Raw genomic sequence first — 26,472 nt, 5'->3', positions numbered from 1 at the left:
CTGAGATGCCTGCCGCCTACAAGGGCCTGGGCTATCACGAGCTGAACGCGATGCTGAACCTGTACGGTCCCAGCGGCGAAATCCAGTTCGAGGCTGACCGCGAGGCCGCCCACCAGTACTTCCTGCAGCACGTGAACAACAACACCGTGTTCTTCCATGACCTGGAAGAGAAGCTCGAATACCTGGTCAAGAATGACTACTACGAGCGCGAAACCCTCGACCAGTACACGATGAACTTCATCCGTGACCTGTTCAACCGCGCCTACAAAAAGAAGTTCCGCTTCGAGACGTTCCTGGGCGCGTTCAAGTTCTACACGTCCTACACGCTGAAGACGTTCGACGGCAAGCGTTTCCTGGAGCGTTACGAGGACCGCGTGTGCATGGTTGCCCTGCACCTGGCCCGCGGCAACGAGCAGCTCGCCTTGCAGATGGTGGACGAGATCATCGAGGGCCGCTTCCAGCCGGCCACTCCCACCTTCCTGAACGCCGGCAAGAAGCAGCGCGGCGAGCTGGTGTCCTGCTTCCTGCTGCGCATCGAAGACAACATGGAGTCGATCGGCCGCTCCATCAACTCCGCCCTGCAGCTGTCCAAGCGCGGCGGCGGCGTGGCCTTCGCGCTGACCAACATCCGCGAAGTCGGCGCCCCGATCAAGCAGATCGAGAACCAGTCCTCCGGCGTCATCCCCGTGATGAAGCTCCTCGAAGACAGCTTCTCCTACGCCAACCAGCTCGGTGCCCGCCAGGGTGCCGGTGCCGTGTACCTGCACGCGCACCACCCGGACATCTACCGGTTCCTGGACACCAAGCGGGAGAACGCGGACGAGAAAATCCGCATCAAGACCCTCTCCCTTGGCGTGGTCATCCCGGACATCACGTTCGAGCTGGCCAAGAAGGACGAGGACATGTACCTGTTCTCGCCCTACGACGTGGAGCGCGTCTACGGGATGCCGTTCTCCGACGTCTCGGTCACCGAGAAGTACTACGAGATGGTGGACGATTCCCGGATCAAGAAGACCAAGATCAAGGCCCGCGAGTTCTTCCAGACCCTCGCCGAGATCCAGTTCGAATCCGGCTACCCGTACATCATGTTCGAGGACACGGTGAACCGGGCCAACCCGATCGACGGCAAGATCATCATGTCCAACCTGTGCTCGGAGATCCTCCAGGTTTCCCAGCCCACCACGTACAACGATGACCTGTCCTACGCTGACACCGGCAAGGACATCTCCTGCAACCTGGGCTCGCTGAACATCGCCAAGACCATGGACTCGCCGGACTTCGGCCTGACCATCGAGACGGCCATCCGCTCGCTCTCGGCTGTCTCGGACATGTCCAACATCACCTCTGTGCCGTCCATCGCCAAGGGCAACGACCAGAGCCACGCCATCGGCCTGGGCCAGATGAACCTCCACGGCTACCTGGCCCGCGAGCGGGTCCACTACGGTTCCGAAGAGGGCCTGGACTTCACCAACATCTACTTCTACTCGGTGGTGTACCACGCCGTCCGCGCGTCCAACCTGCTGTCCATCGAGACGGGCCAAACCTTCGGCGGCTTCGAGAAGTCCAAGTACGCCTCGGGCGAGTTCTTCGACAAGTACACGGAGCAGGAGTGGGTGCCGCAGACCGAGAAGGTCCGCGAGCTGTTCAAGAACGTGCACATCCCCACGCAGGCTGACTGGCTGGCGCTGAAGGCCTCCGTCATGGAGCACGGCATCTACAACCAGAACCTGCAGGCTGTGCCGCCCACCGGCTCGATCTCCTACATCAACAACTCCACCTCCTCGATCCACCCGGTGGCGTCCAAGATCGAGATCCGCAAGGAAGGCAAGATCGGCCGCGTCTACTACCCGGCGCCGTACCTGACGAACGACAACCTGGAGTACTACCAGGACGCGTACGAGATCGGCTACGAGAAGGTCATCGACACCTACGCCGCGGCCACCCAGCACGTGGACCAGGGCCTGTCGCTGACGCTGTTCTTCAAGGACACCGCTACCACCCGTGACATCAACAAGGCCCAGATCTACGCCTGGAAAAAGGGCATCAAGACCATCTACTACATCCGTCTCCGCCAGCTCGCGCTGGAAGGGACTGAGGTGGAGGGTTGCGTCAGCTGCATGCTGTAGTTGTAGCTTCAACTAACTCGTGAAGTACGACGGCGGGCGCCCGCCCGCCGTCGTACGCTTTAACTTAGAGAAACCCACCCAACGTTTAGGGGATGACATGACCGAGAAGGTCAAGCTGCTGAGCCACGTCGAGGCCATTAACTGGAACCGCATCCAGGACGACAAGGACGTGGAGGTCTGGAACCGGCTTGTCAACAACTTCTGGCTGCCGGAGAAGGTGCCGCTGTCCAATGACGTCCAGTCATGGAACACCCTCACGCCCGCTGAGCAGCAGCTCACCATGCGCGTGTTCACTGGACTGACTCTGCTGGACACCATCCAGGGCACGGTCGGCGCTGTCTCCCTGATCCCGGATGCGCTCACCCCGCATGAAGAGGCTGTGTACACCAACATTGCCTTTATGGAGTCCGTGCACGCCAAGAGCTATTCCTCCATCTTCTCCACGCTGGCCTCCACGAAGGAGATCGACGAGGCGTTCCGCTGGTCCACTGAGAACTCGAACCTTCAGAAGAAGGCCCAGATCGTCATGGACTACTACCAGGGCGACGACCCCCTGAAGCGTAAGGTGGCTTCCACGCTGCTGGAGAGCTTCCTGTTCTACTCGGGCTTCTACCTGCCCATGTACTGGTCTTCACGCGCCAAGCTCACGAACACCGCTGACCTGATCCGCCTGATCATCCGCGACGAAGCTGTGCACGGCTACTACATCGGCTACAAGTTCCAGAAGGGCCTGGAAGGCCTGTCCGAGGAACGCAAGCAGGAGATCAAGGACTACACGTTCGAGCTGCTGTTCGAGCTGTACGAAAACGAAGTCCAGTACACGCACGACCTTTACGACGGCGTTGGCCTGGCCGAGGACGTCAAGAAGTTCCTGCACTACAACGCCAACAAGGCCCTGATGAACCTTGGCTACGAGGCGATGTTCCCGTCCTCCGTTACCGACGTGAACCCGGCCATCCTGTCCGCACTCTCGCCGAACGCTGACGAGAACCATGACTTCTTCTCGGGGTCCGGATCTTCCTACGTGATCGGCAAGGCAGTTAACACCGAAGACGAGGACTGGGACTTCTAAGTCACTCAAGATGCAGAACGGCATTCGTCGATTTGAGCCGCACGTCGAAGGCCGCGGATCCGCCGGGTACTGTACTGGTGGCTCGGTGACCCGGATATCGCAGGCAGGCTGAAGTTCCGCCGGTGAGGTACTGGATGAGGCGCTTTAGCCGCCGGGAGTTCTGTGGGATCGGGCTCATCGTAGTGGCGGCACCCTGTATTTGGGCGTACGAGGCCATCCATGAGGCGTACTGGGCTGCTGCGCGCGAGGGCATGCTCCTCTACGTCGGCATTCCAGCGGACTCGATCGCCAACTGGTTCCTGATCGCGGCGCTCCTGTCCGGGGCTGTGGGGCTGCTGCTGCTGCTCCCGGCAGTGATAAGCCGCATTCCCCGGAAGGTGCCGCGGCGGATCGTCGCGTGGACCGCCGTGGTGGCAGCCGCGGCCGCCGTGCCGTGCATCGGCCTGATGTTCATCTTTGCCGCACTAGGCGCATTCGGCATTGGCGACACCGTGAAGGTCAGCACCGCGGGCGGGCAGTCAGTACTCGTCGCTCAGGACGGGTTCGACGGCGACAGCGTCGTCATCTACACAAGACACGACGAGTACCACTACAAGCGGGTCCGCGACGCCCCCGAGATTTCCGGGTGGCCTCGCGTCAAAGACCAGAACTGCCGACTGGACAGCGCAGACGGGGAACTGCAGCTTTTGTGCGGGGCGAAGAGGGTGGCCATTGGCCAGTAGGTGCCACACCTTAGGGAACCGCAACGCTGCGCATGGAGTCGTAGCAGTCGGCGATCAGCGCCTTAACAAGTTGGCCAGCCAGCTCTTCTTCGACTTCTCAACTGTGGAGACAGCATCCGTTGGGGCCTCTTTGTCGTCGTTGGGTTCTTCGTCGAACTTTCCAACGACTGCGAGGTCGACGTGGATGCCCGTTAAGTTGCCTTCGGCATCCTTGGTTTGAAGGAGCCAGTAGAAGCCATCACCCCAGCCGGAGTGTGACAGCACGATATTCTCACCGTTCGATGCCAAGGGCATGACTATGTTTGCAGTGCCGGCGGGGTGGGGTCCGTCAGCGTCCATACGGCTGAACCAGGAGTCGGCTTCATCCGAATCGAACACCCCCTCGTACCAGGTTGTCGCGTCGGGCATGCAGCGCTTCACGGCTTTTGCATCGACAAAGGCTACGGTCCCGGCGTCCACTCCCACGGTGAAGTAGTGACCCGGAGGAGGCGGACCGTCTGGGCCTGGCACCGCTTCCACGGTGACCGAATCCGCTTCAGAGAGCACCAGCGAAAGGTATGCCTCGCGCAGGTGTGACCCGTCTTGTTCCTCGGAGACGTCTGCGACCGTGACGCGGACGGGAAAGTCACCTGGCGGAACCTGCACAACCAGCGGGTATTCGAGGGACACGAAGGGATCACAAGCGCCAACGTTGCCCGATGGCACGCGTAGGTTTCCCAAATCGTGAACGGTGAGTTTTGCTGGTGCTCCCGAGCCAAGGGGTGCGGGTCCCGTCTGAAGGGCGTAAAAATCGGCTATGTCCATGCTGTCATCCTCGTGGCTCATCAGCAGGACAGCAGCGTGACGCGCGGGGGACTGCCCACATCCTCGAGACTCAACCACTCGGGCGTGCACTGGAGGGGAGCGGTCCATAAGAGTACCCATTCCGGTAGACACGCTGCTGTGCAACACTTCGTGGCATGAACGATCCCAGAAGCCGGATTCTGCCACTCCTTCGTCAGGGCGAAAGGCTTCTGTGGGTGGGTCAACCGGACCCAAAGGTTCGTTTCACCGGTGCGGATGCCTTACTGGTGGCGGAAGCTACGCACCGTTTACGGGCTCACCGATCGCAGGGCAATTGTCTGCACAGGAGAGCGTTCCGTTTCCGATTCGCCTGTGAGCGGCATGCCGACCAAGGTAGATCGGTCCAAAGACGGACGCCATGTCAGCCTGACTTTCGGGGCTCAGGGCGTGGCCGGACTTTTCGGCACGGGAATGGGAATGTACCAAAACACAGGGATGGACTTCTTCAGCCCGGGACTCGGGCAAACCGTGGCCTTCTACGACGTCCTGGACACTGAGGGGCTGCTCTATGCCTTGGACCAGGCCACAGTCGGCTGAGATCGACCGGCGAGCCCGAACCATTGCCTGGATCCTGCTCGTCCTCGCCTCGATGATCCTGATCGGCTACGGGATATGGCACGCCGGCTGGCACATGTGGCTCCCGGCTCCAGCAGAGCAGGAAGAGGTCTGGATCGCTAACCGCTACATCTTCGCCGGCTGCACGATGTCCCTCGCGGCCGCCGTCTGGTCCGGCGCACGGGACGCCCGCGTCTGGGTGACAGTCTGCGTGGGGCTGCCAGGGCTTCTCGTGGGCGGGGCGACCTTGGATTCCCCGTACGACCTGAAGCGATACCTCGCCGTTGTCGTGGCGTTCCCGCTCGCCTTGGCCGGGGTCGTCGAGGTCATCAGGGTACGGGACCGACGGCAGAGGGGACTGTAGAGCAGAGGGATCAGCCGTGTACTTTCCTGATTCTTAGCCGGCGCCGATGTCTCGGGACCTTGCCGGTTACTGCACCTTCGGCGCGCCATGGTCTGTAAGAGAGGCTGCTGACGGGTTCGGCCGTAGGTGGAGCGGAAGCGACGAGCGATGACCCACGCCGGCGGCGGCGCAACCGTAAGAGCACGAATACCGTCAAGCAGATCCAGGCGGTGGCAACACAGAAGATCAGGATCAACGCTGCGGTCGTGCTCATGGCTCAGTGTAGGTCTGTAGCGAGGCGTCGGTTCCTCCATTCGCCCAAAGGGTTACGGACACGTGATTGCATCGATACAGCCGTTACCGGTTCATGATCTTCTGGCCACTGGTAACGCTCAGGCCGCGGAGCAGGACGCCCCGGGATCTGTGCTCCAAAGCGCGGCCTTCTCGTTCTGTTTGGGTCATGGTTGAGCACCGCCGGCAGCGATGTGACAAGGTCAGCGGCACCGAACCGACGACTTGTGCCCGGACGAGTTCGAGGCTTGCCTTGGGCCGTAATCAGCGCTTGGATCGCAGCATGACTGCACCCGGAAGCGGCCCAATAGCGACAGGCGGTAGGAACCCGATTCTGGCCGTCCGATATGCCGTACACATAGGATGCAAATTCCACCGATAGAAAGACCCCCGTGAAGCAGAGTATTTACGCCCGCGTCGCCCAGTTGGCAAAGGCCAACATCAACGCCCTCCTGGGTTCCAGCGAAGACCCGCAGAAGATGCTGGACCAGATGGTCCGCGACTACTCGGAAAACATCCGTGAAGCCGAGGCGGCAGTCGCGCAGACTATCGGAAACCTCCGGATGGCCGAGGACGACCACGCCCGCGCCGTGAACGATGCCAATACCTGGGGCAACAAGGCCATCGCCGCCTCCCGCAAGGCGGACGAGTTCCGCGCCGCCGGGAACAGTGTGGACGCGGACAAGTTCGACGCCCTGGCCAAGGTCGCCCTTCAGCGGCAGATGACCGCCGAATCCACCGCCAAGGCAAGGGAACCGGCCCTGGCCACCCAGAACCAGGTCGTCGACAAGCTCAAGAGCGGCCTGGACCAGATGAAGGGCAAGCTGCACGAGCTGACCGCCAAGCGCAACGAGCTGGTCAACCGCTCCCGAGTCGCCGCCGCCCAGTCTCAGGTCAACGATGCGCTCAAGTCCCTGGACGCCGGAGATCCGACCTCAGCCATCGGCCGGTACGAGCAGAACATCCGCCGCCAGGAAGCCACGGTCCGCGGCCAGCAGGAACTCGCCGCCTCATCCCTGGAAGCCCAGTTCGCCTCCCTGGAAGACCTCGGCGAGCAGACCGAAGTGGAAGCACGCCTCGCCGCCCTCAAGTCCATTGACCGGAAGGCGATCGACTACTAGGACGTACATCCGCATGAAGGCCCTGGACCTCATTGATCTGGGGCCCTTCGCGCTTCAAAAGGGCCGGGCGCCTACGCTGGCTCGCGTCATTTTGCGGCTTGCCGGCGAGGAAAGACCCAGCTGCCGGCCCACAGCAGGACGACGAGGAGCAGGGTTTCGGTGCCGTTGAGAACCAGGCCGAACGCTGCCAAGATGTACGGGAGCACAAAGACGAGGAAGACCGTCCCGACGACGGTCACGAGCCAGCCAGGTGCGCTCATGCTCCGTCTCCGCTGCTGTTGACCCCAACCCCGGCCTGCTGCCGGCGTTCGTCCGCCTGGAGGATGCCGTCACGGACGGCGGCGCGGATGACGCCGTAGAGGACGTAGAAGAAGACCGCCGCGAAGACCACGGTCAGAACCAATATGTCGAGAACCATCATCCCTGCCCGCCCTGCACGGGCCAATACTTCTGGGCGCCCGCTGCGGCCTCCCGAAGCTGGCCGCCGTCGATGGCGATGGAGGTCTCGGGCATTCCAAGCTCTTCCCATTGGGCTACCAGACGGAGGTCCCCGGCCGGGGGCAACGGCCAAAGCCATACGCTGCCCTTGCCGGCCATTTCGTCGTCGCCTCCATTGCCACCGTTTCCTTGAAGGATGAGGACGGGCGGGTCGGGCTGCTTGGCGGTTCCCGGCGGATAGCGGCGGTGCAGAGTTGAGTCGGCCCGGGCCTTGGTCCCGTCGGCCAGTTGGACACCGAGGAGAAGGGCTGCGAAGGGGCGTCGTTCTATGGCCTGCATGCTGTGCGGGTGACCGAAGAACGCCGCAGTCAGCTGAGCCCAGGCTTTATCGTCTTCGTTACCCCGCCGGAGTGTCCACGTCAGATCGAAGGAGCAACCGGTCGAGTACACCTTCGCGAGTTCTACGGCCATGATGAATGTCGGGCTGCGGTGCAGGAACTGACCGATATGAACCACTGCAGGCAGTTCATGGGCCGGCGCACCAGCCCAGGCCGGGGGAACGTACCTGAAGGTCCTGCCGCGGCGCGGTTCCTCGGGCACGGGCAGGTCTTGGAAGAAGGTCATCGGACTCCTCTTCGCGCTGACTGCGACCGACCAGCGGAACGGCGGCACGCCGATATGGATCCCCCAATCCGTCCTGACCCCACTCAGTCTAGCCATGCATGCCTGAGTTGGACGTCTCCGGCTATCGTGAGGGAATGACACCGGGGATACGTCGATCAAGTGTGGCCTTTCTGCTTCTGGCGGCTACGACGTTGACGGGGTGCGGCGCTGCCTCCTGCGACACAGCGATGAGGTTTAGCACTCTGGCATTGGATTTTTCGGTGATCCCAAACTCGGGCAATCTCGACTTTGTGGTGGAGTGCCTGGATCGTGAAGACCAGAATGCCTGCACGCAATTTGGTGCCGGGAAACGCTACGACGCGGCGACGGAGAGCTCGGTGTACATGTGGATAGGGGTCCGGGCCGTCCGCGTGACCCTATACGACAAGGCGACCCAGGCCGTCGTGGCCGAGAGAACGTTGGACCCGATCTCGTGGGACCCCCCAACGAAGGATGGACCCTGCGGGCCGCCGCAGGCGAAGGCGGAGTGGAAGCTGAGGGTCCGCCAATGTTCCCGGAAGACACACCCACCAGCTTCCCGCGACTGTCAGCGCCCAGGAGCACCATGGAGCTATGACGGCTCCAACTGTTGAGGCGGCGATCCACGAACTGATGGATCTCGCCTGGAATCTTGTCTACGATCTGCTCGGGCAGCGGGGCCTGCTCGGTGACGGGTTGTTCGTCGAGGAGTTCACCGGGATCCATTCCTGGGTGGAAGACCTCACCCGCTACACCGTCGTCCACTCCAGAGAGGTGGCAGTCCTGTTCGTGGATACCCGGCCGGTGGACGCCATCGACTTCCACCACCACCTGCTGGGCGTTGACGACCCGAAGAGCGTCTTCACGCTTCCGACCCGTCGGTATTGAGGACGAGGGGCAAGGGGGTCCTGCAAGGATGGCGGCTGACCGCCCGCCCCGCGGCGTCGGCCTGATTCAGGACTAGGAATAGGAACCCCAGTCGGGGCGTGCGGGCCGGTCTCCGTCCGCGAGGTGTCCGGACCATCGGGAGCTGTGGGAATCGTACTTGCCGCAGTGTACGCACACGCGCCGGAAACTCCCGGTTTCGTCGGCTTCCGCCGCCCAATGGTGCCCTAAGTTCAACTTGCAGAGAATAGTTCTCAGCACGGTTCTGTCCCCTCGGGGAATGCCCGTTCAGCCGATCGGATGGCCCTCCCTGCAGGTGCTTTCACCGGGCAGGATGTCGTGGCCCTGGAGACAGGTCGCGTCAGGGGGCACAGGAGTGTCGTGGGCGATGAAGAAGAGACTACTCTTGCCGTGGCTGATGGCGGCGTCTTCCCGCTGGAGCCAGGAAGGCCTGTGTCCTTCCGGCTTTTTCTCCCCGCCGGCGGTATGCGGGGAGTGGTGGAATGGATTTTTGACCACGGAAACCGCGACCTTTCCAGAGGGTGTCGGTCTGCGGATTTGCGGCAGTTCGACGCCACTATCTTAGGCCTGCGTATCTCCTTTTGCCATGGTCACTCGGCGGCTCGCGCCTGCCTGTCCCTCTAAGAAAATTGTCCCTGAGCAAGGCCTCTCCCATTAACGGCACTTAGTGTGTTCCGTAAGGTGTGGATGCCATCGTCGTTCGCATGACCTGCTGGGCGCTGACGACCCGAGAAGCTTCTTAAGGCTTCAGAAGTAGCCGCTGGACCCGAGCCGGACATGAAAAGGTGCCGCACGCCGATCATCGGCGTGCGGCACCTTATCGATCGTCACCAGGAGTGGGCGACGTCCACGATCAACCGGGAACCGGACCCTGGCCCGTCCAAAGTGAAGGCCCTGAAAGGCAGCCGGGCACGAATGCCCAAGCCGATGCTGGTGGAACCTTCGAGGCTATTCGCATAGACGACTTGCCGGAAGGTCTGGTAGCCGGCCACGTTGGACAGCTCGGCCTTTGCAGCCGGGTTGTAGGTGACGTTGCCGTTCTGGTTATAGGAGGGTGCGTTCACGACGATCTGCAGGCGTGCGTTGCCGTAGACCGGGATCGTGAAGCCGGTGCCGTCCTGGATGATCTCGGGGACGTACCGGACTGTGTAGCCCTTGGCGGGGCCGTTGAGGTCGACCACCATCCGGTCGAAGCAGGGTTGCTGCCCTGTCCGGACGTTGGTGACGGATGCTGAGCTCATCTCGGGCGCGGTCTTGTCCTGAGATCCCCATGCGAGCCCGCAATAGGAGGCTGCCGAGGCGGGCCCCGGAGCCAGAATGCCCAGCCCGACGGCCGCCAAAAGCGCCGTGAGCCAGAGTAGGAGTTTTTCATTGGGGTGCCATTCAGAGAGGTGGAGCGGGTGAATAGCTCAAGACTAGGGAGTGGCAAGCCCGGAAACGAGGCTTGTTGCAGCTTCGGGGTGTAACCGTAAGGAAGGCCGCGGCGTGGTCACGCGTCAGTAAATCCGGGGACTATTTGTCGTCCGTCTTAACCGTTTCGGGGCCGTATCTTGCACCCGGCCGTAATGCTGGTAACGGCGCCGGGACAGGGAGAAGTAACCCGAACGTGATTCCGGGCATGGCATGGGTAATTCGTTCCTACTCGTGGTTGAGCAGTCAGCCGGTAAGACATCCGCTGCCCCCAGAAAAGGCAGCGGATGTGGTGGCCCCGGGCAGGGACGGCCACCGCCGTGGGTCGGTACCATTAGTTGGGGGACCGGCCCACGGTCGTCCCCACGGAGGACACGCTCTCTGTCGCTCTGGGCGCAGAACCTCGTCATGCCACAGCCTTCCATCACGACCTCCTGGGCGCCGACGACCCGAAGAGCTTCTTCGCTGTTCCTGGGTAGGCACGAGCTGATCGAACCCTTACTGACTGGCTCTTTCCCGGGTGCTTCCGAAAGGCCATGATTAGCCTTATGGCCACGTCACGCGGCCAGCTAACAGACAGCTGGGCATGCCCCCGGAGAAGACATCATCATGATCCGAAAACTGCTTTGCGGATGGGGCATCGGCCATCACTGGCTGGCCCAAATGAACGACGGCGAGTTCGCCCTCCGCTGTATTCACTGCGGGCTGGAAGATCCCCACGCTGCCCGGCGGTCGGGGAGGTTTTCAGACATCGGCCACCCTGAAGACTCCCGCACCTACGACTAGTTTTAGCGCACGCAGGCGTCATGCTCACGGAACTGCTGTGCAAGCTCAATCTCCATCACCGCTGGCACGTCGAACACAACGACGACGGCGGCCTGTACAAACGCTGCCTGCTCTGCGGCAAGGACAGCGCCGACGGGGATGGGGCAGCCAACGACTGGGCTCTAAGGCGGTGGTGGTAGGTGACCACCCCGAGCGGTGTAGAGCATTGCGATTTGAATCGGAGGACGCCATGATCCAGGCCCTGCTGTGCAAGCTGAACATCCGGCACGAATGGCATGTCGAACACGCCGAAGACGGCAGTGTGTACAAGCGCTGCCGGCGGTGCGGCAAAGACGATGACGAACGAACCAGGGGAGGGGGAAACTTCGGTCATTGGGCGGGCGGGTAAAAGAGACAGTGCAGTTCGGGTCATCGCCCCGGCTGCCGTACCAAGACCTCCTGGGCGCCGACGACCCGAAAGGCTTCTTCAGCGTTCGCCAACAGTAGCAAGCGGAGAGATCATCGGCAGCCGTACCTTTAGTCGCCGAGGTCGAAGTCCAGGTCTAGGTCTTCGGGGGAGTGTAGCCCCCGCCACGTGGAGGTAATCCGGGCGCTTGGCAGGGCTGCCGCGGTCGGCATCCGGTCCACAGCCACAAACTGGTCCAAGTCGAGCCCGGTGAGTGCGGCGATGTCCCTAATGGGTACCTTCAAGGTCCGGAACGGCCCGAGCGGGGGAGCCTCGTCGATGGCACGGGGGAGGGGGATCTCCGGCAGGTCGTCCAGGGAGGGTGTCTGGTCCACAGCATAGCCGGTGGCCGCAAGCTCACCCTTGTGGCGGAAGGCGGCGACTTTGAAGAAGCGCAGCGGGATGTCCGCGCCCCGGTAGACCGGATCGGTGTCGCCGAAGACCGGTCCGGTGAACACGACGATCCGCCGGCTGTTGTCGGCGGCGTTCTTCTGCAGGTAGGACTCCAGCACCAGCCAGAGTTCCATGCCCTGGTTGAACTTGGCCGCCTGCGGGGCCGCGTTCGTGTAGTAGAAGGTGTCCTCGTTCGCCTGCTCGGCCTCGGCCCGGGTATTGCCCCAGACCGCGGAGCCGCGGCGGACCAGGTGTCCGCGGTCCAGGTCGTTGCGGGCATACACCCGTTCACCGGTCTGTTGCTCCTCCGGCAGGCGCGGATCCAGCCGCCACTGGATCCCGGCCCGGTCCAGGTCCATCAGCTTTTTCCCGTCCATGGCAAGGGCGGTCACCGCGGCGAGCCGCTTGCCCGGGCGCATGAGGACGGAGAAGTGCGTGTACGGGAGCAGGACGGTCTCAACGCCTGGCAGCGCGGGGATCGGGACCGGGACTCCGAGGAAGCCGGCGTCGTACCCCGCCCGGCCGGCCAAGTCCCGTGCGGTGGCGACCTGCGCCTCATGCGTCATCAGTTCATCTACGCCCGGACCCTAGCAGCCGCACATGACGGTGGGCTGAACGGCAGGGGCAGGGGCCAGGTTGTGCCCCGCTGTCACCGGGCAATGCCTGAGTGGGTGCCTTCCGTTAGCCCGCGCGCGGACCAATCCCGCCCGCGGGCGGAATCGCCTATCGGATCAGCTGGTCACTTGTCGGACTTGAACACGATCGAGTCGAAGACGACGCGTGCCTCTCTCGTCAGTTCAGGATTGATTGATTCGGCGATATTGCCCACCGCGACGACAGCGCGCTGGCCGTTGAGGTCGACCACCCGGTAGGTTTCGCGTTGGCCCCGAGTCGAGTACCCGTGTGTGCAGGTAAATCTATTTTCTGAGTGGATACATAACCTGTCGGCGTCGCAGGCGTTGATGTCCACGTCGCCCTCGACCGAGTGGTCGAACTCGAAGCCGGAGTCATTGCCGACCATGACCTTGGTGGGAGGGGTACTTGCCGTTGACGCCTGCGCCGCCATGGCCTTGATGAAGGCCTCGGCCGACGGACCGACATCGGCAAGAGCGCCCATCCACTTGCATACGTCCATCGACACATAGTTGGCAGGCCAAAGAGTTATGTAGACGGCCCATTCAGCCGGGTGATCCGGGTCGTCCTTGCCCAGGCTTTTGCTGTCAAGAGCAAACCAGCCGTCTGGGACGGTGATCTCGAAAGGTTCCGTGTAGCCGGCGACGGGGACAAGGTATGTGCCGGCGTCGATGTCGCCACTCTTCGGCAGCGGTCGGACCATGCGAGTGTCGCCACTCTCCGGCAGCGGTGAGACGGTGCGAGCCTCCGTAGTGGGAGAACTGGCGGAGGGGAGGGCGACGTCGTTGGATTCATACTCGCACCCGCCGAGACATGAAATCAGTGCGATAGCCATCAGGGGCATGAGATGGCGCGAACGCTGAGCGGCATTTTCGAGGGGTGTCGAGCTCATCGATCCACCAAGCCGCTACAGGGGTACTGTGAGGCCTCGCAGCCGGGTGGCCCCGCGGGCGGCCCGAGATGGGATGCCGTCGCCTCAAGTCTCCTCCGGCACAGAAGCCGTGACAACGTAAGAGTTGTACCTAGATCACGCCCAGCGCACAACTCGGGCAAGGAAACCGACGATACTGGGCCCCTCTGCTCGACGACTACAAGCGGTCAGGAAAGGACCACGGCCTCCGTGTGGGTACGCAAGAATACCGGCAGTGTCTGCCATATTGGTGCCAGCAAGTTCGGGCAACCGGAAGGGGAATCAAGCGGGCGCATGGGGCTATTTGCCGTTTGAGAATGATGACGCGCTGGACTGGCTGGACGAACTCGAAGCCGGCGGTGTGGACGTTATCCGTGGGGCGCTGGCCAAAACTAACGGCGGCTACGTCGGAGCACAAGAGGACAGCATCGCCATTGTGGCCGCCGACATCACCGCAGCCTGCCAGGGCAACCCGTCCGGGGACCTGCCCGAGCATGTCGCCGACTGGGTGGCCGCGCACGGGGCCGAGCTCACCCCCGAAGACGTGGAGCTGGCGTTGGAAGCGGTAGGACGCGTGGCCGGGGAGAAGTCCGAGCTGGCCGAGCTGTGGGACGACGCCGACGAGCCCGAATGGCGAGAATCCCTCGACGACCTGTCGGAGAGGCTGCGCGCGGCCCTGCGGTAACGTGCGGCGCCTGCCGTCAGCCGATGTGTTGTTCCAGCTACTGACGATCAACTGCCATCCGGAAGGTTGAACCGGCAGCTATCTGCGGGTGGGTGTCCTTGCTGAGCATGAATACTGCGGGCAGTCCTGCGATCAGGGCGGGGATAATCAGGAGTGGACCGTAACCGGGAATGGCAACTGATGCGACCGCCGCACCTACAGTCGCTGCCAATGAAATGACCAGGGCGATGGCCAGGCCCCTGCGTTCATCGCGGGGGTTGAACAAACGGAAGCATCCAAGAGCGGCAGTCGCCACAGCAGAGGCGACGATGATGACCGAAACCACTCCCGCCCCTGGTCCCGGAACATCTTTGAGTCGGACGATAAGGGCGATCGGAATCACCAGCATCCAGCAACTGAGAAGTATCGCGACGAAGCAGCCGCCCAGCCGCCGTTTGGGCACCGCTTCCAGGACGTAGATTTGTTCTTCAGGAAGGTCCGCCTGATGAACATGGCGATGGGCTGCCGGCGGCGGTGGCTGCGATGGCCGGGCGGTATTTTCAAGCATTATTTCCCCCGAAATGTTGTTGCTTGGCGTCTCTCCACACTACTCGCGGTCTCTTATTCGCCTCTGGGCGCTGCGCTCGCGGCCTTGTCGCCAGCCGGGGACGACCTCGTCCAGCTGTTTCTCCTTGGCCGCGTCGAGTTTCCCCGCCCGCCGGGTGATCCGTTTGGGTATGTAGCCTGACGCCCAGGGTGCGTTCCGACTGGTCCTCGGTCTTATTGTGCCGGGCCCATTGGTTGTCGGCGGCCAGGTAGGTGGCCGCCTGGTCCAGGCGCTGCTTCCAGCGGGCCTCGTCGGCGTCCCGCTTCGTTGGGCTTCCGCCATCCGGGGACCTGGTCCAGGGCAGGGTAGGCAGGGGAGAGGCTTCCCTCGGATGCCTCCTTGCAGCGGCGTGGCAGCCAATTAGCCAACGCCGACTCGCGTGCAGACCGACCCCTTACGGGCAGCCGGTCCTCGGACGCGTAAAAGGCGAGGATGTCGTCAAGGTTCTGCTGGCCGGCAACGGTGAGCCGCGGCCCAGCAGGCGGCAGGGCCTCGCGATGTTCAGACCTCAGACCGGGCTCCAGTTTTGCGGCAATAGCCAGGTGTAGCGCACCACCGATGGAGCCACGCCAGCCCCGGCGGCGATCCTCGGAGCGCTGGTGCCCTTGCTGTACATCATGACCCACTCCGGGTGTGGTGCAGGGCGTTTGACCTGGGTCATGGGGTTTACGGGTTGTTCCTCGGTGGGGCAGCACGTTTCAGCTCGGTGATCCGCAGCCGAAGGAAGATGATGACCAACACCAGGGCGTACACCGCCAGGCCGGCCAGGACGATGCTGAGTGCCGCGGACAGAATGCCGAGGATGCCAAACGCGGGACTGAGACTAAACATTGCTACCCCCAAATAGTCGTTGCCCCTAGGCTACGCGGTCGGCAAGGGGCCCTGGCTATCTCTACTCCGCCCGCTCAACGGAGCCTTGGACCGCTGCACCCGGGACTGCGCTCCTGGCTTCGGCTGGGGGACGGCGCCGGGCTTTGACCAGAAGAATCAGCATGGTCAGGATCGTGACGGTCCAAGCCGTGGCGGCGAGGAACACCAGACCGATCGCCGCTAAGGGGTGCATGCCGAAAGCCTAGGACTGAAGGACCGTGAATCCTGGACGCAACTCCGCGGCCTCCTGGTTCTCTAACGACAGGAGGGTGTCCAGCCCTATACGTCCGGGGCGTTGTCTACAGCCCGGAGGCCCGATGTGCCACCGTCTTGACGTGTCTCGCAGCGCGGCGAGCTTCTGCCGGCTTAGTGAAACCGGCGGCGGAATGGGCCATGTAGTAGTCTACGGGCTGCACAGCCCTCCAGCCCCAGCCACCAGCCGGGTGCGGATAGATTTCGTACACCGCCCGAAGCGCGGATGACCGGAATGCGGCCGCCTCATCGCGCGCAAAGGCCAGGGAAACGTAATACCTGCCGGCCCAGGCCAGGAGTTCGTCATTGACTCCGTAAAGCCACCACGACGGTTGTCCACCCTCACCGATTTCTACTCGGAACGCCACCATTTCGGCTCCATCCTCATCACGGGTGGGAAGCTCCCGACCCGAGCCCGGCCGGGACTGACCGGCGCGTTGAGGCAATGATGGGGGGCCGGGTGCAAAGAGTGAATCCGAAAGTCCCCAAGAGTTGATCAAGAATTTCTTGACCGGGCAAATTCGAGTGACACGAAAAGGCACACCTATATTGCGGTGCGCCTTTCGAATGACTTGCGGTCAGGACCAGAAGTCAGATGCCTTGCCCGTGTCTTCCTGGAGTTCGAGGACTTCAGTTACCATTCCGTCAGCGAGGGTAAAGACGAGGGCGGATCGCTGGTCCAGGAACTTGCCGTCGCGCTCGGCATGGTTCGACTGGACACCGATCACATATCTGTCACCGGCGGACACGTCTTCCAGATCGACCTTGACGGTTCCGTTGGAGCGCGAACCCAGCTCGCCGAAATAGGCCAGGATTGCGTCCCTGCCCTGCTTCGCGCCTGACAGGGCGCCGCTGCCGCCAACGCGCCACACAGCGCCTTCGGTGAATAGTTCCCTGAGTGTGTCCATGTCGCCCGCGTTGAAAGCTTCATAGCCGCGCCGTACCAGTGCCACATCTTCCTGTGCGCCCATTTTGGGCACCTCCGTCTTCGTTGTCGGATTCCTGCGAGGTCAGAGTAGGCTCGAGCGGCCGGTTTGTCGATGGGCGCTTTAAAGTGCCGCGGGCAGTGCCGGATCAGCGGGCGTGGCCTCACAAAATGAGGGCACGAAAAAGGTGCGCCCCGTTCGCTGAGCGCACCCTTTCGTAAAACCATTCAGTCTTTGAAGGCGTCTTTGACCTTTTCCCCGGCCTGCTTCACGTCGCCTTTGGCCTGGTCCGTCTGGCCTTCAGCCTTCAGGCTGTCATCGCCCGTGGCGTTACCGGCCGCTTCCTTGCCCTTGCCGCCGGCCTTCTCGGCCGCGTTCTCAATCTTGTCGCCTAGTCCCATGGTGTTTCCTCCTCTGGTTGGCAGCCGTTCGCATTCGGCTACACCCATACTAAGCATGCTTAGGATTGACCGCGCAAGTCGGACGAGCCGACTTGCATTCGTCAGTTGATGTGCCCTGCCGCAGCGCAAGACGCTACGTCAGGTGTCGCTGGGCCGTCGACGGGCCGTTATCGGTGACCAAGCAGATGCCTTTTCCAAGTTAATCGCTTGTGATCCTTCAGGCAGCGGCAGGACATCCCTAGGGGCGAACTTTGTCCATGCCGGGTTTGCCGTGCTGGGATCCACGGTGGCAAGGAGTGCTCGGACTTCTTCTCCGCTGGTTGAGTCGGGGCCATGGCCAGCTTCCGGGGAGCTGATTTCCGAGATCTTCTCCCCGGCTTCCCGGAAGAGCGTACCGCGGACGAATCGTCCGGGACGCGGGGAACAGTGGGGACGCCGACAAGTTCGATACCCTCGCCTTGGTGGCCCTCGGCCGGCAGACAACCGCCGAATCCATCGCAAGGGCTCAGGCGCCCGTCCTGGTTCGCATAATCCGGTCATCGACAAGCTCAATGGCAGCAGTGACGTTACGCTGAGCCCGTGGAACGAGTGCTGTTGGATCAAGTGATCAGATCGACTCCGGACAGCTTAGTCTCATGGGGCGACGATGTGATCGCCACCCTTTCGACTCGCGGATCTTGGTAGGGAAGCGGCGTCGAGGAGACGGGATGCTCAACCGGTAACGCGTACTCCGCCGACTGCCCCTGTCCAGGGTGTGTCTCCGGGACTGGGCAGGGATAGGTGTGTCGAAACGTAGCCCTTTTGAAGCGTGATGACCTGGGACGTGGTTCCTGGGCAGTCCACTATGAGCTCGACGGGCCAGAGGGTGACCGTGGGATGCTCCTGCCGGATGAAGATGGTGGCTTTGGCGGCCCCGACGCAGGCGACAGTGACCGTGTACTGGCCGGCTGCCGGCACCTGTTCCCTCCCGCCGAAGCCCCTGGCGGGGCCGTCCATTGGACCTTTTTGGTAGAGCAGGACCGGCCCTGGCACGGCTTTCAAGAGCGCGTCCAGGTCCTGGTAGTTTCTGACCTCGTGCTGAAGGACCAGAGGATCAGCGGTTTGTGGAGAAGATCCGGTGGTCCATAACGGGTCGTTTGTGCTCGTGCCGTCGGCTGAGGCTGTCGAGGTGCTCGCCTGGTCCGGGTAGTCATAGGAGCATCCTGTCGTGCCGGCCATCGGTACCAGCAGGCACAGGGGAAAGGCCAGCCGGCGGATGCCTTTCATGTCCACACCTCCCATGTTCGCCACGCCCAGCGCTCAAAGCAACAGCCCTGCAGGACACACCCGCCCGCTACCCCAAACTGTCGGTGCCCGGGAGCACCATGGAGCTATGACGGCTCCAACTGTTGACGCGGCGATCCACGAACTGATGGATCTTGCCTGGAATCTTGTCTCGTGGACACCCGGCCCGTGGACGCCATCGCCTTCCACCACGACCTGTTGGGCGCCGACGATCCGAAGAGCTTCTTCACTCTGCGGGATGAACACCCAGACAGGATGCCGTGACCGGGACCCGAGGAAGCCGGCGTCGTACCGGCTCGGCCGGTCAGGTCTCGGGCGGTGGCAGCTGATGCCTCATGCGTCATAAGTTCACCATGCCCGGACCCTGCCAGCCGCATGACGATGGGCAGAACGCCTTGGACCGGGGCCCAATTGTGCCCGCTGTCACGGCGCGACGCCTGACGGGTCCCTTCCCTTAGCTGGGGGCTGAGCGTATCTTGAAGGTCTGCGCATCCCCTGCCGGACGGCGCCGACGGCTTCCTCATAATTTCCGGTTAAATGGGTCCACCCGTAACCGGCGATCCTTTTTTGTCCGGATCTCGCCTTACTAGACGGCAAAGAGGCCATTATGGGTATCCGGGATCTCAGCACCGATGGTGCCTTTTCGATCATCGAACCCCCGGCCGGCCGTCGCCAGGCGCTAATCGTCGCGATAATCGTTGCCGCGATGCTGGCATGGACCCTCGCTGCCTGCAACTCATCAAAGGACTTGGGCGCAGCTAACGTGTGGCCACTCACGGCTCCTGAAGCTTCGACTGGCGGCGTGACCCTCTCCATGCAAGGCGGCGCCCAATGGACAGGTGAGGGGTTGGTGGTTGAGGGCACTGGCTTCGCGAGCACTTCCGCTCCCGGTCCGGTCGCCACCGACTCAAACTTCACGGTCGGCGCGTGGGTACGCCCCAAGGGGCAACCCGGGCAGAACGTCACAGTGCTCACCCAAGCAGGGCAAACTGCCGGCGCGTTTTTCCTGGGCGTCAATGAAGGGTTCTGGTCCTTCTCGGTCAAGCCCAAGGATGGAAACGGGGACAACTTCGTCACCAACCGGGACCGGGCGACGCGGGTCGAGGTGACACCGGACCGCTGGGTACACCTTGCCGGCGTCTACGATACCGCGGCCGGAAAGGCCCGCTTCTATCTCAACGGGTTCCCCGTGAGCGAGCAAGGTATCGCCACCGACCCTTTGTTCGCATCGCAAGGGGCTTTGCTGTTCGGCAGGGGCCAGTCCCACGGAGAACCCGAAGGATTCTTCAAAGGAACCATTTACGACGTTCGAACTTGGCCCCGCGCTCTCGGCGCCGATGAGGTGACTGCCGCTGCAGGGGTCGCCGCCCCCAAAGGAGCCACGCTCGATCGCCCCGAGCAATCTGCACCCTTCATCTACCCCAATCCCCACGGTGGCATCTGCCTCGGCCCCCTGGAACCAGGCACAAAACATGAAACCACATCATTTGAACTGAAGCTGTCCTACACAGTCCCAAAGGGATGGTCCAACGAGGAAGACCTTCCCGGCCAAGTACTGCTGCTCCGCCCCAGCGATCCCCAGGAAGGAGATTGGGGCAGAAGCTACATTGGCGTGTATCAGAATGTTCGCGCCGCGGCGCAGTGCAGTGAAGAAGCGCAACCAGGAGTAGGTACCAGGGCCGCAGAACTTGCCGCCTGGTACCGCACCGTCCCAGGCCTTGAAATTGCAGCAGAGGCCCCCACCTCACTTGGCGGCTTGACGGGAATAGCCCTGGACTTCCGCGTCAGCGACGACTGGAAGAGCACATGCCCGCTCGGCGGTTTTTTCCACGCAGTTCCCCTTATGATCGGTGGCGGAGTTTCCGACTTCTACCACGCAGCCGGTGCCCCACTCGAAATACGCCTCATCCTTCTTGACTGGAGAGGCGGAAACGTTGCAGTAGAGGTGACCGCCCTCCGCGCACAGTGGAGTCTGAATGACTATCTCAGGGAAGCCGGAGCCGGGGAGGTCGTCGAGTCCTTCAAATTCGGGTCCTGACATCCCGGCTGAATAGAATCCAGGATTCGCGCGACGTGCCGTCCGCGCGCCCCTCAGGTTGAAATTATCCACAAGAGCGCCGAGGTTGCAGCGGCGGGGGAGCCATGGGCCAACGTGCGAAGCCTGTAGCCGTAGTGCCCTTAGAACAGTGGCCAAGGAACTGCGGGCATGTCACCGCTGGGAGCTGGAAACCGCCCTGCCGAGCGCAACCGGGCACAGCGTTTGGCGAGTGAGGCGATTTCCTCGGCGCTGAGCAAGTTCGCCAGGTTTCGCCCCAGCTCACCGTGCAGTCCTTCGATGACGCGATCGACGCCGTCGCATTCCTCGTCGGTCAATGTGGCTCCCAGCCACCCCCACAGCACCGTGCGCAGCTTGTGGTCTCGGTGAAAGGTCAGTCCATGGTCCACGCCGTGCCGGTGCCCGTCTTTCATGGCAAGGACGTGGTCGCCTTTGCGGTCAGCGTTATTGACGACGACGTCGAACACCGCCATGCGTCTGAGCGCTGGCGTGTCCTCATGTATGAGGGCGACCATCCGCCCCGTCTCATCCTCCCCCTCAAGGACCTGTTTCCACCCGATCTCCGGAACGTCATGCGCGGCAACGAGATCCACCGCGTTCTGGTCGGGGTCAGTGTCCTGCCACAGTTGCACCATTCCTTGGCCTAGGGGACCATCGCGGAGCCAGGTGCGAGGCACAACGTTCCAGCCGAGAACCTCAGAGACCAGGTAGGCGGCGACCTCCCGGTGGGCAAGGAAGCCGTCGGGAAAATCCCATAGTGGTTTTTCCCCGGCTATCGGCTTATAAACGACTGTGGTGTCGCCGATGCTGCCCACAAAGGTGGCATTCGACGCCGTCGTGATCCGCCCGGAGAGCGTGAGCTCGGCAGTCAGCAGCTCGGGCGCGGGCATCAGGCCTCGGGCAGGGTGCAGGCGTGCCCGTCCGCGTCCACGGGATAACCGCAGAGCGGGCAGGCGGGTCGGCCGGCGCCCACAACTTCACGCGTCCGCTTGGCGAAGGCGCGGGCGGTGCCAACCGGCATCCGCACCAGCAGCATTTCGGGCACTTCAATGCCGTTCTGATCAGGCGATTCGTCGTCATCATCAGCGTCGGTGAGCGGGTATGCCTCAATGACCACCTGCGCCGTCGTCGGGTCCCAGCCCAAGGTCATTGCACCGGTTCGGAACTGCTCCTCGACCGGCTCGAGCTGGTCATTGTCCACCAGTTCGATGGGAGTACCCTTGGGAACGCTGAAGGGGTTGCCCTCGAGGGTGCTGAGCTGATCGAGGATGCCGTCAACCTTCTCTGCGAGCTGGGCCGACTGCTGCTTCTCCAAGGCGATGCTCACAATTTGCTTACCTGTGCGTACCTGCAGGTAGAACGTGCGCGCCCCTGGTTCGCCGATTGTGCCGATGACGACCCGGTCAGGCCAGGCAAACTCATGAACTCGTGTGGGCATGTCAGTATTCTAGGCACATGAGGTTACGGCGCCGCTTGCCCTGCACCGCCGCCCACCGGTGCATCGCCGGAGCTGATGCCTTTGGACAGCCATGACAGATCGCCTGCATCGGTGTTTGTCGCATAGACGCTCGGCCGGACAGCACCATAGTGCACGATCGATACGGAGGCCGGGCCCACGTTGATGCGCTGGAAAAGGTCGAGGTGCATACCAAGCGCGTCGGCGAGGATTGATTTGATGATGTCACCGTGACTCACTGCCACCCACACGGCTCCTGGCCCATACTCGGCTTCGAAAGCCGCATCGTGGCGTCGGATTGCTGCTACCGACCGCGCCTGCATCGCCGCCATGGATTCACCGCCGGGAAATACGACGGCGGACGGCTGGGACTGCACTGCAGCCCACAGGTCTTCGGTCGCGAGATCACTGAGTAAGCGGCCCTGCCACTGGCCGTAATCGCACTCGGTGAGATCGGGATCGGACGGCGAATGAGGATTACCAGCCTGGCGGTCGAGGATGAGCCGGGCGGTCTGCTGGCAACGCTCGAGGGGGCTCGATACCACCCCGGCCAAAGGCACCAACGCGAGCCGGTCTCCGGTTAAAGCTGCCTGCTCGAGCCCGATCTGGTCCAAGCTGACGCCGGCCGCCCGACCAGCCAGCAGTCCAGCGGCGTTGGCTGTGGTGCGGCCGTGCCGCACGAGGATAACTGTCGCCATTCCTACAGCCTAACCAGCCTCCTTCACTGAATCCCGGCGTCGCGGTTGTTTACAGTTGCGCGGCTACCGGTGCAGGTGGTCCCGCCAGTCTGCCGGCACCTTGTCTGCGGGGGCAGGCGACGGTTGATCCAGGGGCCTGGACTGCGGATCCGGAAGCCGCGGACCGTGGAAAAACTTTTTGGTGGTGCGCTGGTAGAACCAGTTCTCGCCAGGTTCAAATGACCTCATGACGGCATGGCCGACGGTGCGCGCGTGGGCACTGGCATGCTGTGACGGTGACGAATCGCAGCATCCGATATGGCCGCATTGGGCGCAGCGGCGAAGATGAAGCCACCAACCTGGGCCGTCACCCTTAAGGCACTCCAGGCACCCTGTTCCACTGGGTATGGCAGTGAGGCTGATTCCCGGAATCGGGCGATCCTCCATCGGTCCTCTACTTTCATCGCTGCCGTTTTGCCAGGTCATCCGGCTTGCCCGCCCAGGGAGCCATTCTGGCAGAATCGTCGCGCCCTTGGAATGGCAGATTCGAGGTGACGAGGCGGGCGCGATACAACTCCGTCGACGGCCGGCAAAGGACGTTCCGCAGGCACCGGGCACCTCTTGTCCCCATCGTCCAATCGCGAGTATCGTGAGCGCCACCGAACCATTTTGATCCGGAAAGACGGCGGCCATGGACCACTCGGTTCCGATCATGCTGGTTGCCACCACAGACCCGAACTCCCGGCGGATTCTTGAAGACGAGTTACGTCGACGGTACGGTGCCGACTACGAGGTGGTGGCCTGCGCCGACTACGCCCACGGGCGGGCGGTGTTGGAGGGGCTCCGGCGATGGAACCGCCCGGTCGCCCTCATACTTGGGTGCTACGGACCTGCTGACCGTAGTGGACTCGAATTCCTGCGACGTGCCTATGGCTTTCACCCTGCCGCCAAGCGCGGTGTTGTGGTGACATGGGGTGACTTCGCCAGCGCCCCCACCGTTTTCCGGGCAATCGCCCAGGGTTACGCCGAATTGGTGATCATACGTCCCGAGCGATCGCGTGACGAAGAGTTCCACGGGGCAATTACTGACGCCCTCGACGACTGGCACCTGGCCCAGGGTGTCGGCTTCGAGGCAGTCCGGCTGATCGGGGAGGTAGGCGACCAACGGACTCACATGTTGCGCGACTCCTTGAGCCGAAACCACATCCCGGCGGTCTTCCACCCTGTGGGGTCTGAGACCGCGCAACGCACGTTGGAGAGCCTGGGCCTGCGCAGCCCCGTGCTGCCGGTTATGGTGCTGGAGTTCACCGCTCCACCAATTGTGCTCGAGAACCCCAGCAACGAGGAGATCGCTGAAGCGATGGGGGTGACGCGACCGCCGCCGGCGGACAGGATCTTCGATGTGGTGGTGGTGGGAGCCGGTCCCTCCGGTCTCGCGACTGCTGTTTATGCCTCCTCCGAGGGCCTCTCCACCATGGTGGTGGAGGGAGAAGCAGTGGGCGGACAGGCTGGCACCAGTTCACTGATCCGCAACTACCCTGGCTTCTCCCGAGGTGTGAGCGGCGCCCACTTGGCCTACCGCTCATTCCATCAGGCCTGGACTTTGGGGACGGACTTCCTGTTCCTGCGGAAGGTGGAGGGGCTTCGCGTGGACGGGGCACTCTACGCTGTGTCAATTTCCGATGGCAGCGTGGTGCGATGCCGCACCGTGGTGGTGGCCGCCGGCGTGGACTACCGCCGCCTCGGCATACCTCAACTCGAGGATCTGGTCGGCAGAGGCGTCTTCTACGGGGCCACAGTTTCCGAGGCGCCGTCCATGGCAGGAAAGCCCGTCTGTGTGGTGGGTGGCGGCAATTCGGCCGGACAGGCTGTTCTGCACCTTGCGAAGTACGCGAAGAAGGTGATGCTGCTGGTGCGGGGACCCACCCTGTCGGTCAGCATGTCGGAATACCTTATCTCCCAACTTGAGGCCACCCGGAACGTCGCGATCCGCTATCGCGCCGTGCTCGTGGGGGCCCGGCATCAGGACGGATTCCTTACCGCCGTGAAGGTTGCCGCATCCGAAGCCTCCGATGCAACCGCGAGCGAGGAGATAGAAGCGGCAGGTTTGTTTGTGCTGATCGGTTCGGTGCCGCGGACCTCCTGGCTGCCGGCCACTGTAGAGCGTGATCCGGCCGGTTTTCTGCGTACGGGCGCCCGGGATGTCAGTGACACCGGGTCCGTCCGGGCCGCCAGGCCACCACTGGCGCTGGAAACCAGTTTGCCCGGCGTTTTCGCTATCGGCGACGTGAGGTCCGGTTCGATCAAAAGGGTGGCTACGGCAGTCGGGGACGGCGCCACCGTGGTCTCGATGCTTCACGCCTACCTGGCCGAGAACCCCCTGCCTGCCTCGCCTCAAGCTCCTGGTGGGGAAACCGCACCCGAGGATCGGCCAGGTGATGTCCGCGTCAACTGAAGTCGCACCGTTGATTCCGCCGATGCGGTGGCTGCTGTACGTCGCTGCATTCCTGGTATTCCTTGCCGGGCTCGTGCTGTTCGTGTTTCCGCTGCAGACCAATGAATTCTTTGCGTGGACAGTCAATCCGCCCATGACTGCGGTCTTCCTCGGGGCTGCATACTGGGCGAGTGCAGGCCTGGAGGTGACCGGCGCCCGTTCGGAAAGTTGGGATTCAGCGAGGCTGGCGGTGTGGCCTGTGTTCATTTTCACGACATTGACCTTGGGAGTCACCCTGGTCCATATCGATCGCTTCCACCTTTCGCCAGATACTGCCCCCACTGCCCAAATAGCCACTTGGGCATGGCTGGCAATATATGCGGTGGTGCCAGTGGCGATGCTCGCCATCAGCAGAATGCAGCTCAGATCGCGGCCTCCTGCCCCCGTGTCCGGAACAGCGGGAAGGCCAGTGTTGCCGCCTGTCCTCCGGCTGCTCCTGGCAGGAATCGCCGGGGTGCTGCTGTTGTATGGCCTGGCGCTGCTGGCAGCACCGATTCCAGCCGCGGCGTGGTGGCCTTGGCCTCTGACCGAGCTCACAGGGAGGGCGATCGGAGCGTGGCTGGTCGGCCTGGGGTGGGCGGCCGCGCAGGGTCAGTTCAGCCGCGACCTCCGCACAGCCCGCCCGGTGGCCCTGACCTCCGTAGCCTTCGTCATTCTGCAGGCAATCGCCCTGCTGCGGTACGGCGGCACCTTGACATGGCCGAGCCCACCGGCGATCGGCTTCGTAACCGTACTGCTTGCCATCGGAGTGGCCGGCGGGTGGGCGCTCGCACTGTCGCTCGCACCGGCCGCCCGGGCAGGAATAAACTGAGCCACCTCATGCTCGTGCAGGGGTGCCCCGGCAAAGGCCCGCATGGGCGGCGGGGTACCGCAAGGCCTGCGAGACACGTTTGGGGGTCTTGCACATTCGCATGCAGGACCCCCGGTCGCCCCGATTGCTGGTTCGCTAGGAGCTGCCGTGGAGGAACCGCTCCAGGTAGTCCTCCCCGGGGGAGCATCTGGTGTAGATAAAGTCCGGCGGATCGCCGGGTGATGATCGTGAAGGCCATGCGCCTTTCCGAGGCGGTGCCAGTCGCCTGGGCAAGTGTGGTGGTTCCCAGTCGTGGTGTTCGGCTTTGTAGTGGCGGCCGGTGGGTGAGGTCCAGCCCG

Annotated in this window: 31 protein-coding genes and 1 pseudogene; 11 read left to right on the top strand and 21 right to left on the bottom strand. The window is 62.9% G+C overall.

The features are described 5' to 3' along the window. Positions 1-5 precede the first annotated feature (5 nt). The 3 genes from nrdE to QRN11_RS22325 all read left to right on the top strand — a co-directional run bounded on the left by nrdE (position 6) and on the right by QRN11_RS22325 (position 3,920). Positions 6-2,126: a class 1b ribonucleoside-diphosphate reductase subunit alpha gene (nrdE, locus tag QRN11_RS22335; protein ID WP_091419697.1), complete on the top strand. Its 2,121-nt coding sequence runs from the start codon at positions 6-8 to the stop codon at positions 2,124-2,126. Positions 2,127-2,223: 97 nt separating this feature from the next. Beyond that, entirely contained in the window at positions 2,224-3,198 is a 975-nt protein-coding gene (gene nrdF / locus QRN11_RS22330) for a class 1b ribonucleoside-diphosphate reductase subunit beta (protein ID WP_050054849.1), read from the top strand. 134 nt (positions 3,199-3,332) lie between these two features. After that, positions 3,333-3,920 (top strand): hypothetical protein, encoded by a 588-nt coding sequence (locus tag QRN11_RS22325; protein ID WP_285314540.1) that lies wholly within the window; start codon positions 3,333-3,335, stop codon positions 3,918-3,920. Between the two features lie 54 nt (positions 3,921-3,974). Here QRN11_RS22325 and QRN11_RS22320 read toward each other — a convergent pair whose 3' ends face one another. Then, complete coding sequence (locus QRN11_RS22320) at positions 3,975-4,724, bottom strand: DUF4241 domain-containing protein (RefSeq protein WP_285314539.1); 750 nt, start codon at positions 4,722-4,724, stop codon at positions 3,975-3,977. A gap of 547 nt (positions 4,725-5,271) precedes the next feature. Between QRN11_RS22320 and QRN11_RS22315 the strand changes: the two genes are divergently transcribed. Together QRN11_RS22315 and QRN11_RS22310 are read left to right on the top strand one after the other, a co-directional pair. Continuing rightward, positions 5,272-5,682, top strand: coding sequence for a hypothetical protein (locus QRN11_RS22315; RefSeq protein ID WP_285314538.1), 411 nt, complete (start codon positions 5,272-5,274; stop codon positions 5,680-5,682). Positions 5,683-6,344: 662 nt separating this feature from the next. Then, entirely contained in the window at positions 6,345-7,073 is a 729-nt protein-coding gene (locus tag QRN11_RS22310; protein ID WP_285314537.1) for a PspA/IM30 family protein, read from the top strand. Positions 7,074-7,159: 86 nt separating this feature from the next. Here QRN11_RS22310 and QRN11_RS22305 read toward each other — a convergent pair whose 3' ends face one another. Genes QRN11_RS22305 through QRN11_RS22295 form a run of 3 tightly spaced genes read right to left on the bottom strand, consistent with a single transcriptional unit; the run spans position 7,160 to position 8,135 of the window. Beyond that, a complete protein-coding gene (locus QRN11_RS22305) occupies positions 7,160-7,333 on the bottom strand; it encodes a hypothetical protein (RefSeq protein WP_285314536.1) in 174 nt (57 codons plus the stop codon). Beyond that, positions 7,330-7,494, bottom strand: coding sequence for a hypothetical protein (locus QRN11_RS22300; RefSeq protein ID WP_285314560.1), 165 nt, complete (start codon positions 7,492-7,494; stop codon positions 7,330-7,332). The genes QRN11_RS22305 and QRN11_RS22300 overlap by 4 nt, the downstream gene beginning before the upstream one ends. Next, positions 7,491-8,135, bottom strand: coding sequence for a hypothetical protein (locus QRN11_RS22295; protein ID WP_285314535.1), 645 nt, complete (start codon positions 8,133-8,135; stop codon positions 7,491-7,493). The genes QRN11_RS22300 and QRN11_RS22295 overlap by 4 nt, the downstream gene beginning before the upstream one ends. A 612-nt stretch (positions 8,136-8,747) precedes the next feature. Here QRN11_RS22295 and QRN11_RS22290 point away from each other — a divergent pair. Beyond that, positions 8,748-9,041 carry a hypothetical protein gene (locus tag QRN11_RS22290; protein WP_285314534.1) on the top strand — a complete coding sequence of 98 codons (294 nt, stop codon included), beginning with the start codon at positions 8,748-8,750 and terminating at the stop codon, positions 9,039-9,041. 285 nt (positions 9,042-9,326) lie between these two features. On the opposite strand, the gene QRN11_RS22285 is transcribed toward QRN11_RS22290, so the two are convergent. Together QRN11_RS22285 and QRN11_RS22280 are read right to left on the bottom strand one after the other, a co-directional pair. Then, positions 9,327-9,557 (bottom strand): hypothetical protein, encoded by a 231-nt coding sequence (locus QRN11_RS22285; RefSeq protein ID WP_285314533.1) that lies wholly within the window; start codon positions 9,555-9,557, stop codon positions 9,327-9,329. A gap of 329 nt (positions 9,558-9,886) precedes the next feature. Then, positions 9,887-10,465, bottom strand: coding sequence for an AMIN-like domain-containing (lipo)protein (locus QRN11_RS22280; RefSeq protein ID WP_502935069.1), 579 nt, complete (start codon positions 10,463-10,465; stop codon positions 9,887-9,889). 810 nt (positions 10,466-11,275) lie between these two features. On the opposite strand from QRN11_RS22280, the gene QRN11_RS22275 reads away from it, so the two are divergent. Continuing rightward, positions 11,276-11,434 (top strand): hypothetical protein, encoded by a 159-nt coding sequence (locus QRN11_RS22275; protein ID WP_285314531.1) that lies wholly within the window; start codon positions 11,276-11,278, stop codon positions 11,432-11,434. Positions 11,435-11,771: 337 nt separating this feature from the next. Here the strand turns inward: QRN11_RS22275 and QRN11_RS22270 are convergent, their stop codons facing one another. Beyond that, positions 11,772-12,659 carry a DNA/RNA non-specific endonuclease gene (locus QRN11_RS22270; protein ID WP_285314530.1) on the bottom strand — a complete coding sequence of 296 codons (888 nt, stop codon included), beginning with the start codon at positions 12,657-12,659 and terminating at the stop codon, positions 11,772-11,774. Positions 12,660-12,832: 173 nt separating this feature from the next. Beyond that, positions 12,833-13,561 (bottom strand): hypothetical protein, encoded by a 729-nt coding sequence (locus tag QRN11_RS22265; protein ID WP_502935067.1) that lies wholly within the window; start codon positions 13,559-13,561, stop codon positions 12,833-12,835. A gap of 310 nt (positions 13,562-13,871) precedes the next feature. On the opposite strand from QRN11_RS22265, the gene QRN11_RS22260 reads away from it, so the two are divergent. Beyond that, entirely contained in the window at positions 13,872-14,321 is a 450-nt protein-coding gene (locus QRN11_RS22260) for a DUF4259 domain-containing protein (protein ID WP_350224021.1), read from the top strand. Between the two features lie 37 nt (positions 14,322-14,358). On the opposite strand, the gene QRN11_RS22255 is transcribed toward QRN11_RS22260, so the two are convergent. The 8 genes from QRN11_RS22255 to QRN11_RS22220 all read right to left on the bottom strand — a co-directional run bounded on the left by QRN11_RS22255 (position 14,359) and on the right by QRN11_RS22220 (position 18,622). Then, positions 14,359-14,868, bottom strand: coding sequence for a hypothetical protein (locus tag QRN11_RS22255; RefSeq protein WP_285314528.1), 510 nt, complete (start codon positions 14,866-14,868; stop codon positions 14,359-14,361). Positions 14,869-15,415: 547 nt separating this feature from the next. Further along, positions 15,416-15,568: a hypothetical protein gene (locus tag QRN11_RS22250; RefSeq protein WP_285314527.1), complete on the bottom strand. Its 153-nt coding sequence runs from the start codon at positions 15,566-15,568 to the stop codon at positions 15,416-15,418. A 5-nt stretch (positions 15,569-15,573) separates the two neighbouring features. Continuing rightward, entirely contained in the window at positions 15,574-15,738 is a 165-nt protein-coding gene (locus tag QRN11_RS22245) for a hypothetical protein (RefSeq protein ID WP_285314526.1), read from the bottom strand. Between the two features lie 61 nt (positions 15,739-15,799). Then, positions 15,800-15,970 (bottom strand): hypothetical protein, encoded by a 171-nt coding sequence (locus QRN11_RS22240; RefSeq protein ID WP_285314525.1) that lies wholly within the window; start codon positions 15,968-15,970, stop codon positions 15,800-15,802. 106 nt (positions 15,971-16,076) lie between these two features. Further along, complete coding sequence (locus tag QRN11_RS22235) at positions 16,077-16,400, bottom strand: hypothetical protein (protein WP_285314524.1); 324 nt, start codon at positions 16,398-16,400, stop codon at positions 16,077-16,079. A 207-nt stretch (positions 16,401-16,607) separates the two neighbouring features. After that, entirely contained in the window at positions 16,608-17,000 is a 393-nt protein-coding gene (locus tag QRN11_RS22230; RefSeq protein ID WP_285314523.1) for a nuclear transport factor 2 family protein, read from the bottom strand. 182 nt (positions 17,001-17,182) lie between these two features. Next, positions 17,183-17,356: a CsbD family protein gene (locus QRN11_RS22225; protein ID WP_091418386.1), complete on the bottom strand. Its 174-nt coding sequence runs from the start codon at positions 17,354-17,356 to the stop codon at positions 17,183-17,185. A gap of 711 nt (positions 17,357-18,067) precedes the next feature. Continuing rightward, entirely contained in the window at positions 18,068-18,622 is a 555-nt protein-coding gene (locus QRN11_RS22220; RefSeq protein WP_285314522.1) for a hypothetical protein, read from the bottom strand. A gap of 625 nt (positions 18,623-19,247) precedes the next feature. On the opposite strand from QRN11_RS22220, the gene QRN11_RS22215 reads away from it, so the two are divergent. Continuing rightward, a complete protein-coding gene (locus QRN11_RS22215) occupies positions 19,248-20,678 on the top strand; it encodes a LamG domain-containing protein (protein WP_285314521.1) in 1,431 nt (476 codons plus the stop codon). A 140-nt stretch (positions 20,679-20,818) separates the two neighbouring features. On the opposite strand, the gene QRN11_RS22210 is transcribed toward QRN11_RS22215, so the two are convergent. The 4 genes from QRN11_RS22210 to QRN11_RS22195 form a co-directional block, all read right to left on the bottom strand. Beyond that, on the bottom strand, positions 20,819-21,586 hold the full coding sequence (locus QRN11_RS22210) for an SCO1664 family protein (protein WP_285314520.1): 768 nt from the start codon (positions 21,584-21,586) through the stop codon (positions 20,819-20,821). Further along, the gene (locus QRN11_RS22205; RefSeq protein WP_285314519.1) at positions 21,586-22,134 is read right to left on the bottom strand and encodes a DUF3090 domain-containing protein; all 549 of its coding nucleotides are present in this window, start codon (positions 22,132-22,134) and stop codon (positions 21,586-21,588) included. Before QRN11_RS22205 ends, QRN11_RS22210 begins: the two co-directional genes overlap by 1 nt. Positions 22,135-22,157: 23 nt before the next feature. Further along, positions 22,158-22,850 carry an MSMEG_4193 family putative phosphomutase gene (locus QRN11_RS22200; RefSeq protein ID WP_285314518.1) on the bottom strand — a complete coding sequence of 231 codons (693 nt, stop codon included), beginning with the start codon at positions 22,848-22,850 and terminating at the stop codon, positions 22,158-22,160. Positions 22,851-22,913: 63 nt separating this feature from the next. After that, positions 22,914-23,276 carry a UBP-type zinc finger domain-containing protein gene (locus QRN11_RS22195; RefSeq protein ID WP_285314517.1) on the bottom strand — a complete coding sequence of 121 codons (363 nt, stop codon included), beginning with the start codon at positions 23,274-23,276 and terminating at the stop codon, positions 22,914-22,916. Between the two features lie 244 nt (positions 23,277-23,520). Between QRN11_RS22195 and QRN11_RS22190 the strand changes: the two genes are divergently transcribed. After that, positions 23,521-25,284: an NAD(P)/FAD-dependent oxidoreductase gene (locus QRN11_RS22190; RefSeq protein WP_285314516.1), complete on the top strand. Its 1,764-nt coding sequence runs from the start codon at positions 23,521-23,523 to the stop codon at positions 25,282-25,284. Beyond that, complete coding sequence (locus tag QRN11_RS22185; protein WP_285314515.1) at positions 25,268-26,134, top strand: hypothetical protein; 867 nt, start codon at positions 25,268-25,270, stop codon at positions 26,132-26,134. The genes QRN11_RS22190 and QRN11_RS22185 overlap by 17 nt, the downstream gene beginning before the upstream one ends. Positions 26,135-26,269: 135 nt before the next feature. Here the strand turns inward: QRN11_RS22185 and QRN11_RS22180 are convergent. After that, positions 26,270-26,472: pseudogene (locus QRN11_RS22180) on the bottom strand (HNH endonuclease signature motif containing protein); the annotation flags it as partial.

This window comes from Pseudarthrobacter sp. fls2-241-R2A-168 (assembly GCF_030209335.1).
GTDB lineage: Bacteria > Actinomycetota > Actinomycetes > Actinomycetales > Micrococcaceae > Arthrobacter.
This window is presented reverse-complemented; position numbering and strand designations above follow the sequence as displayed.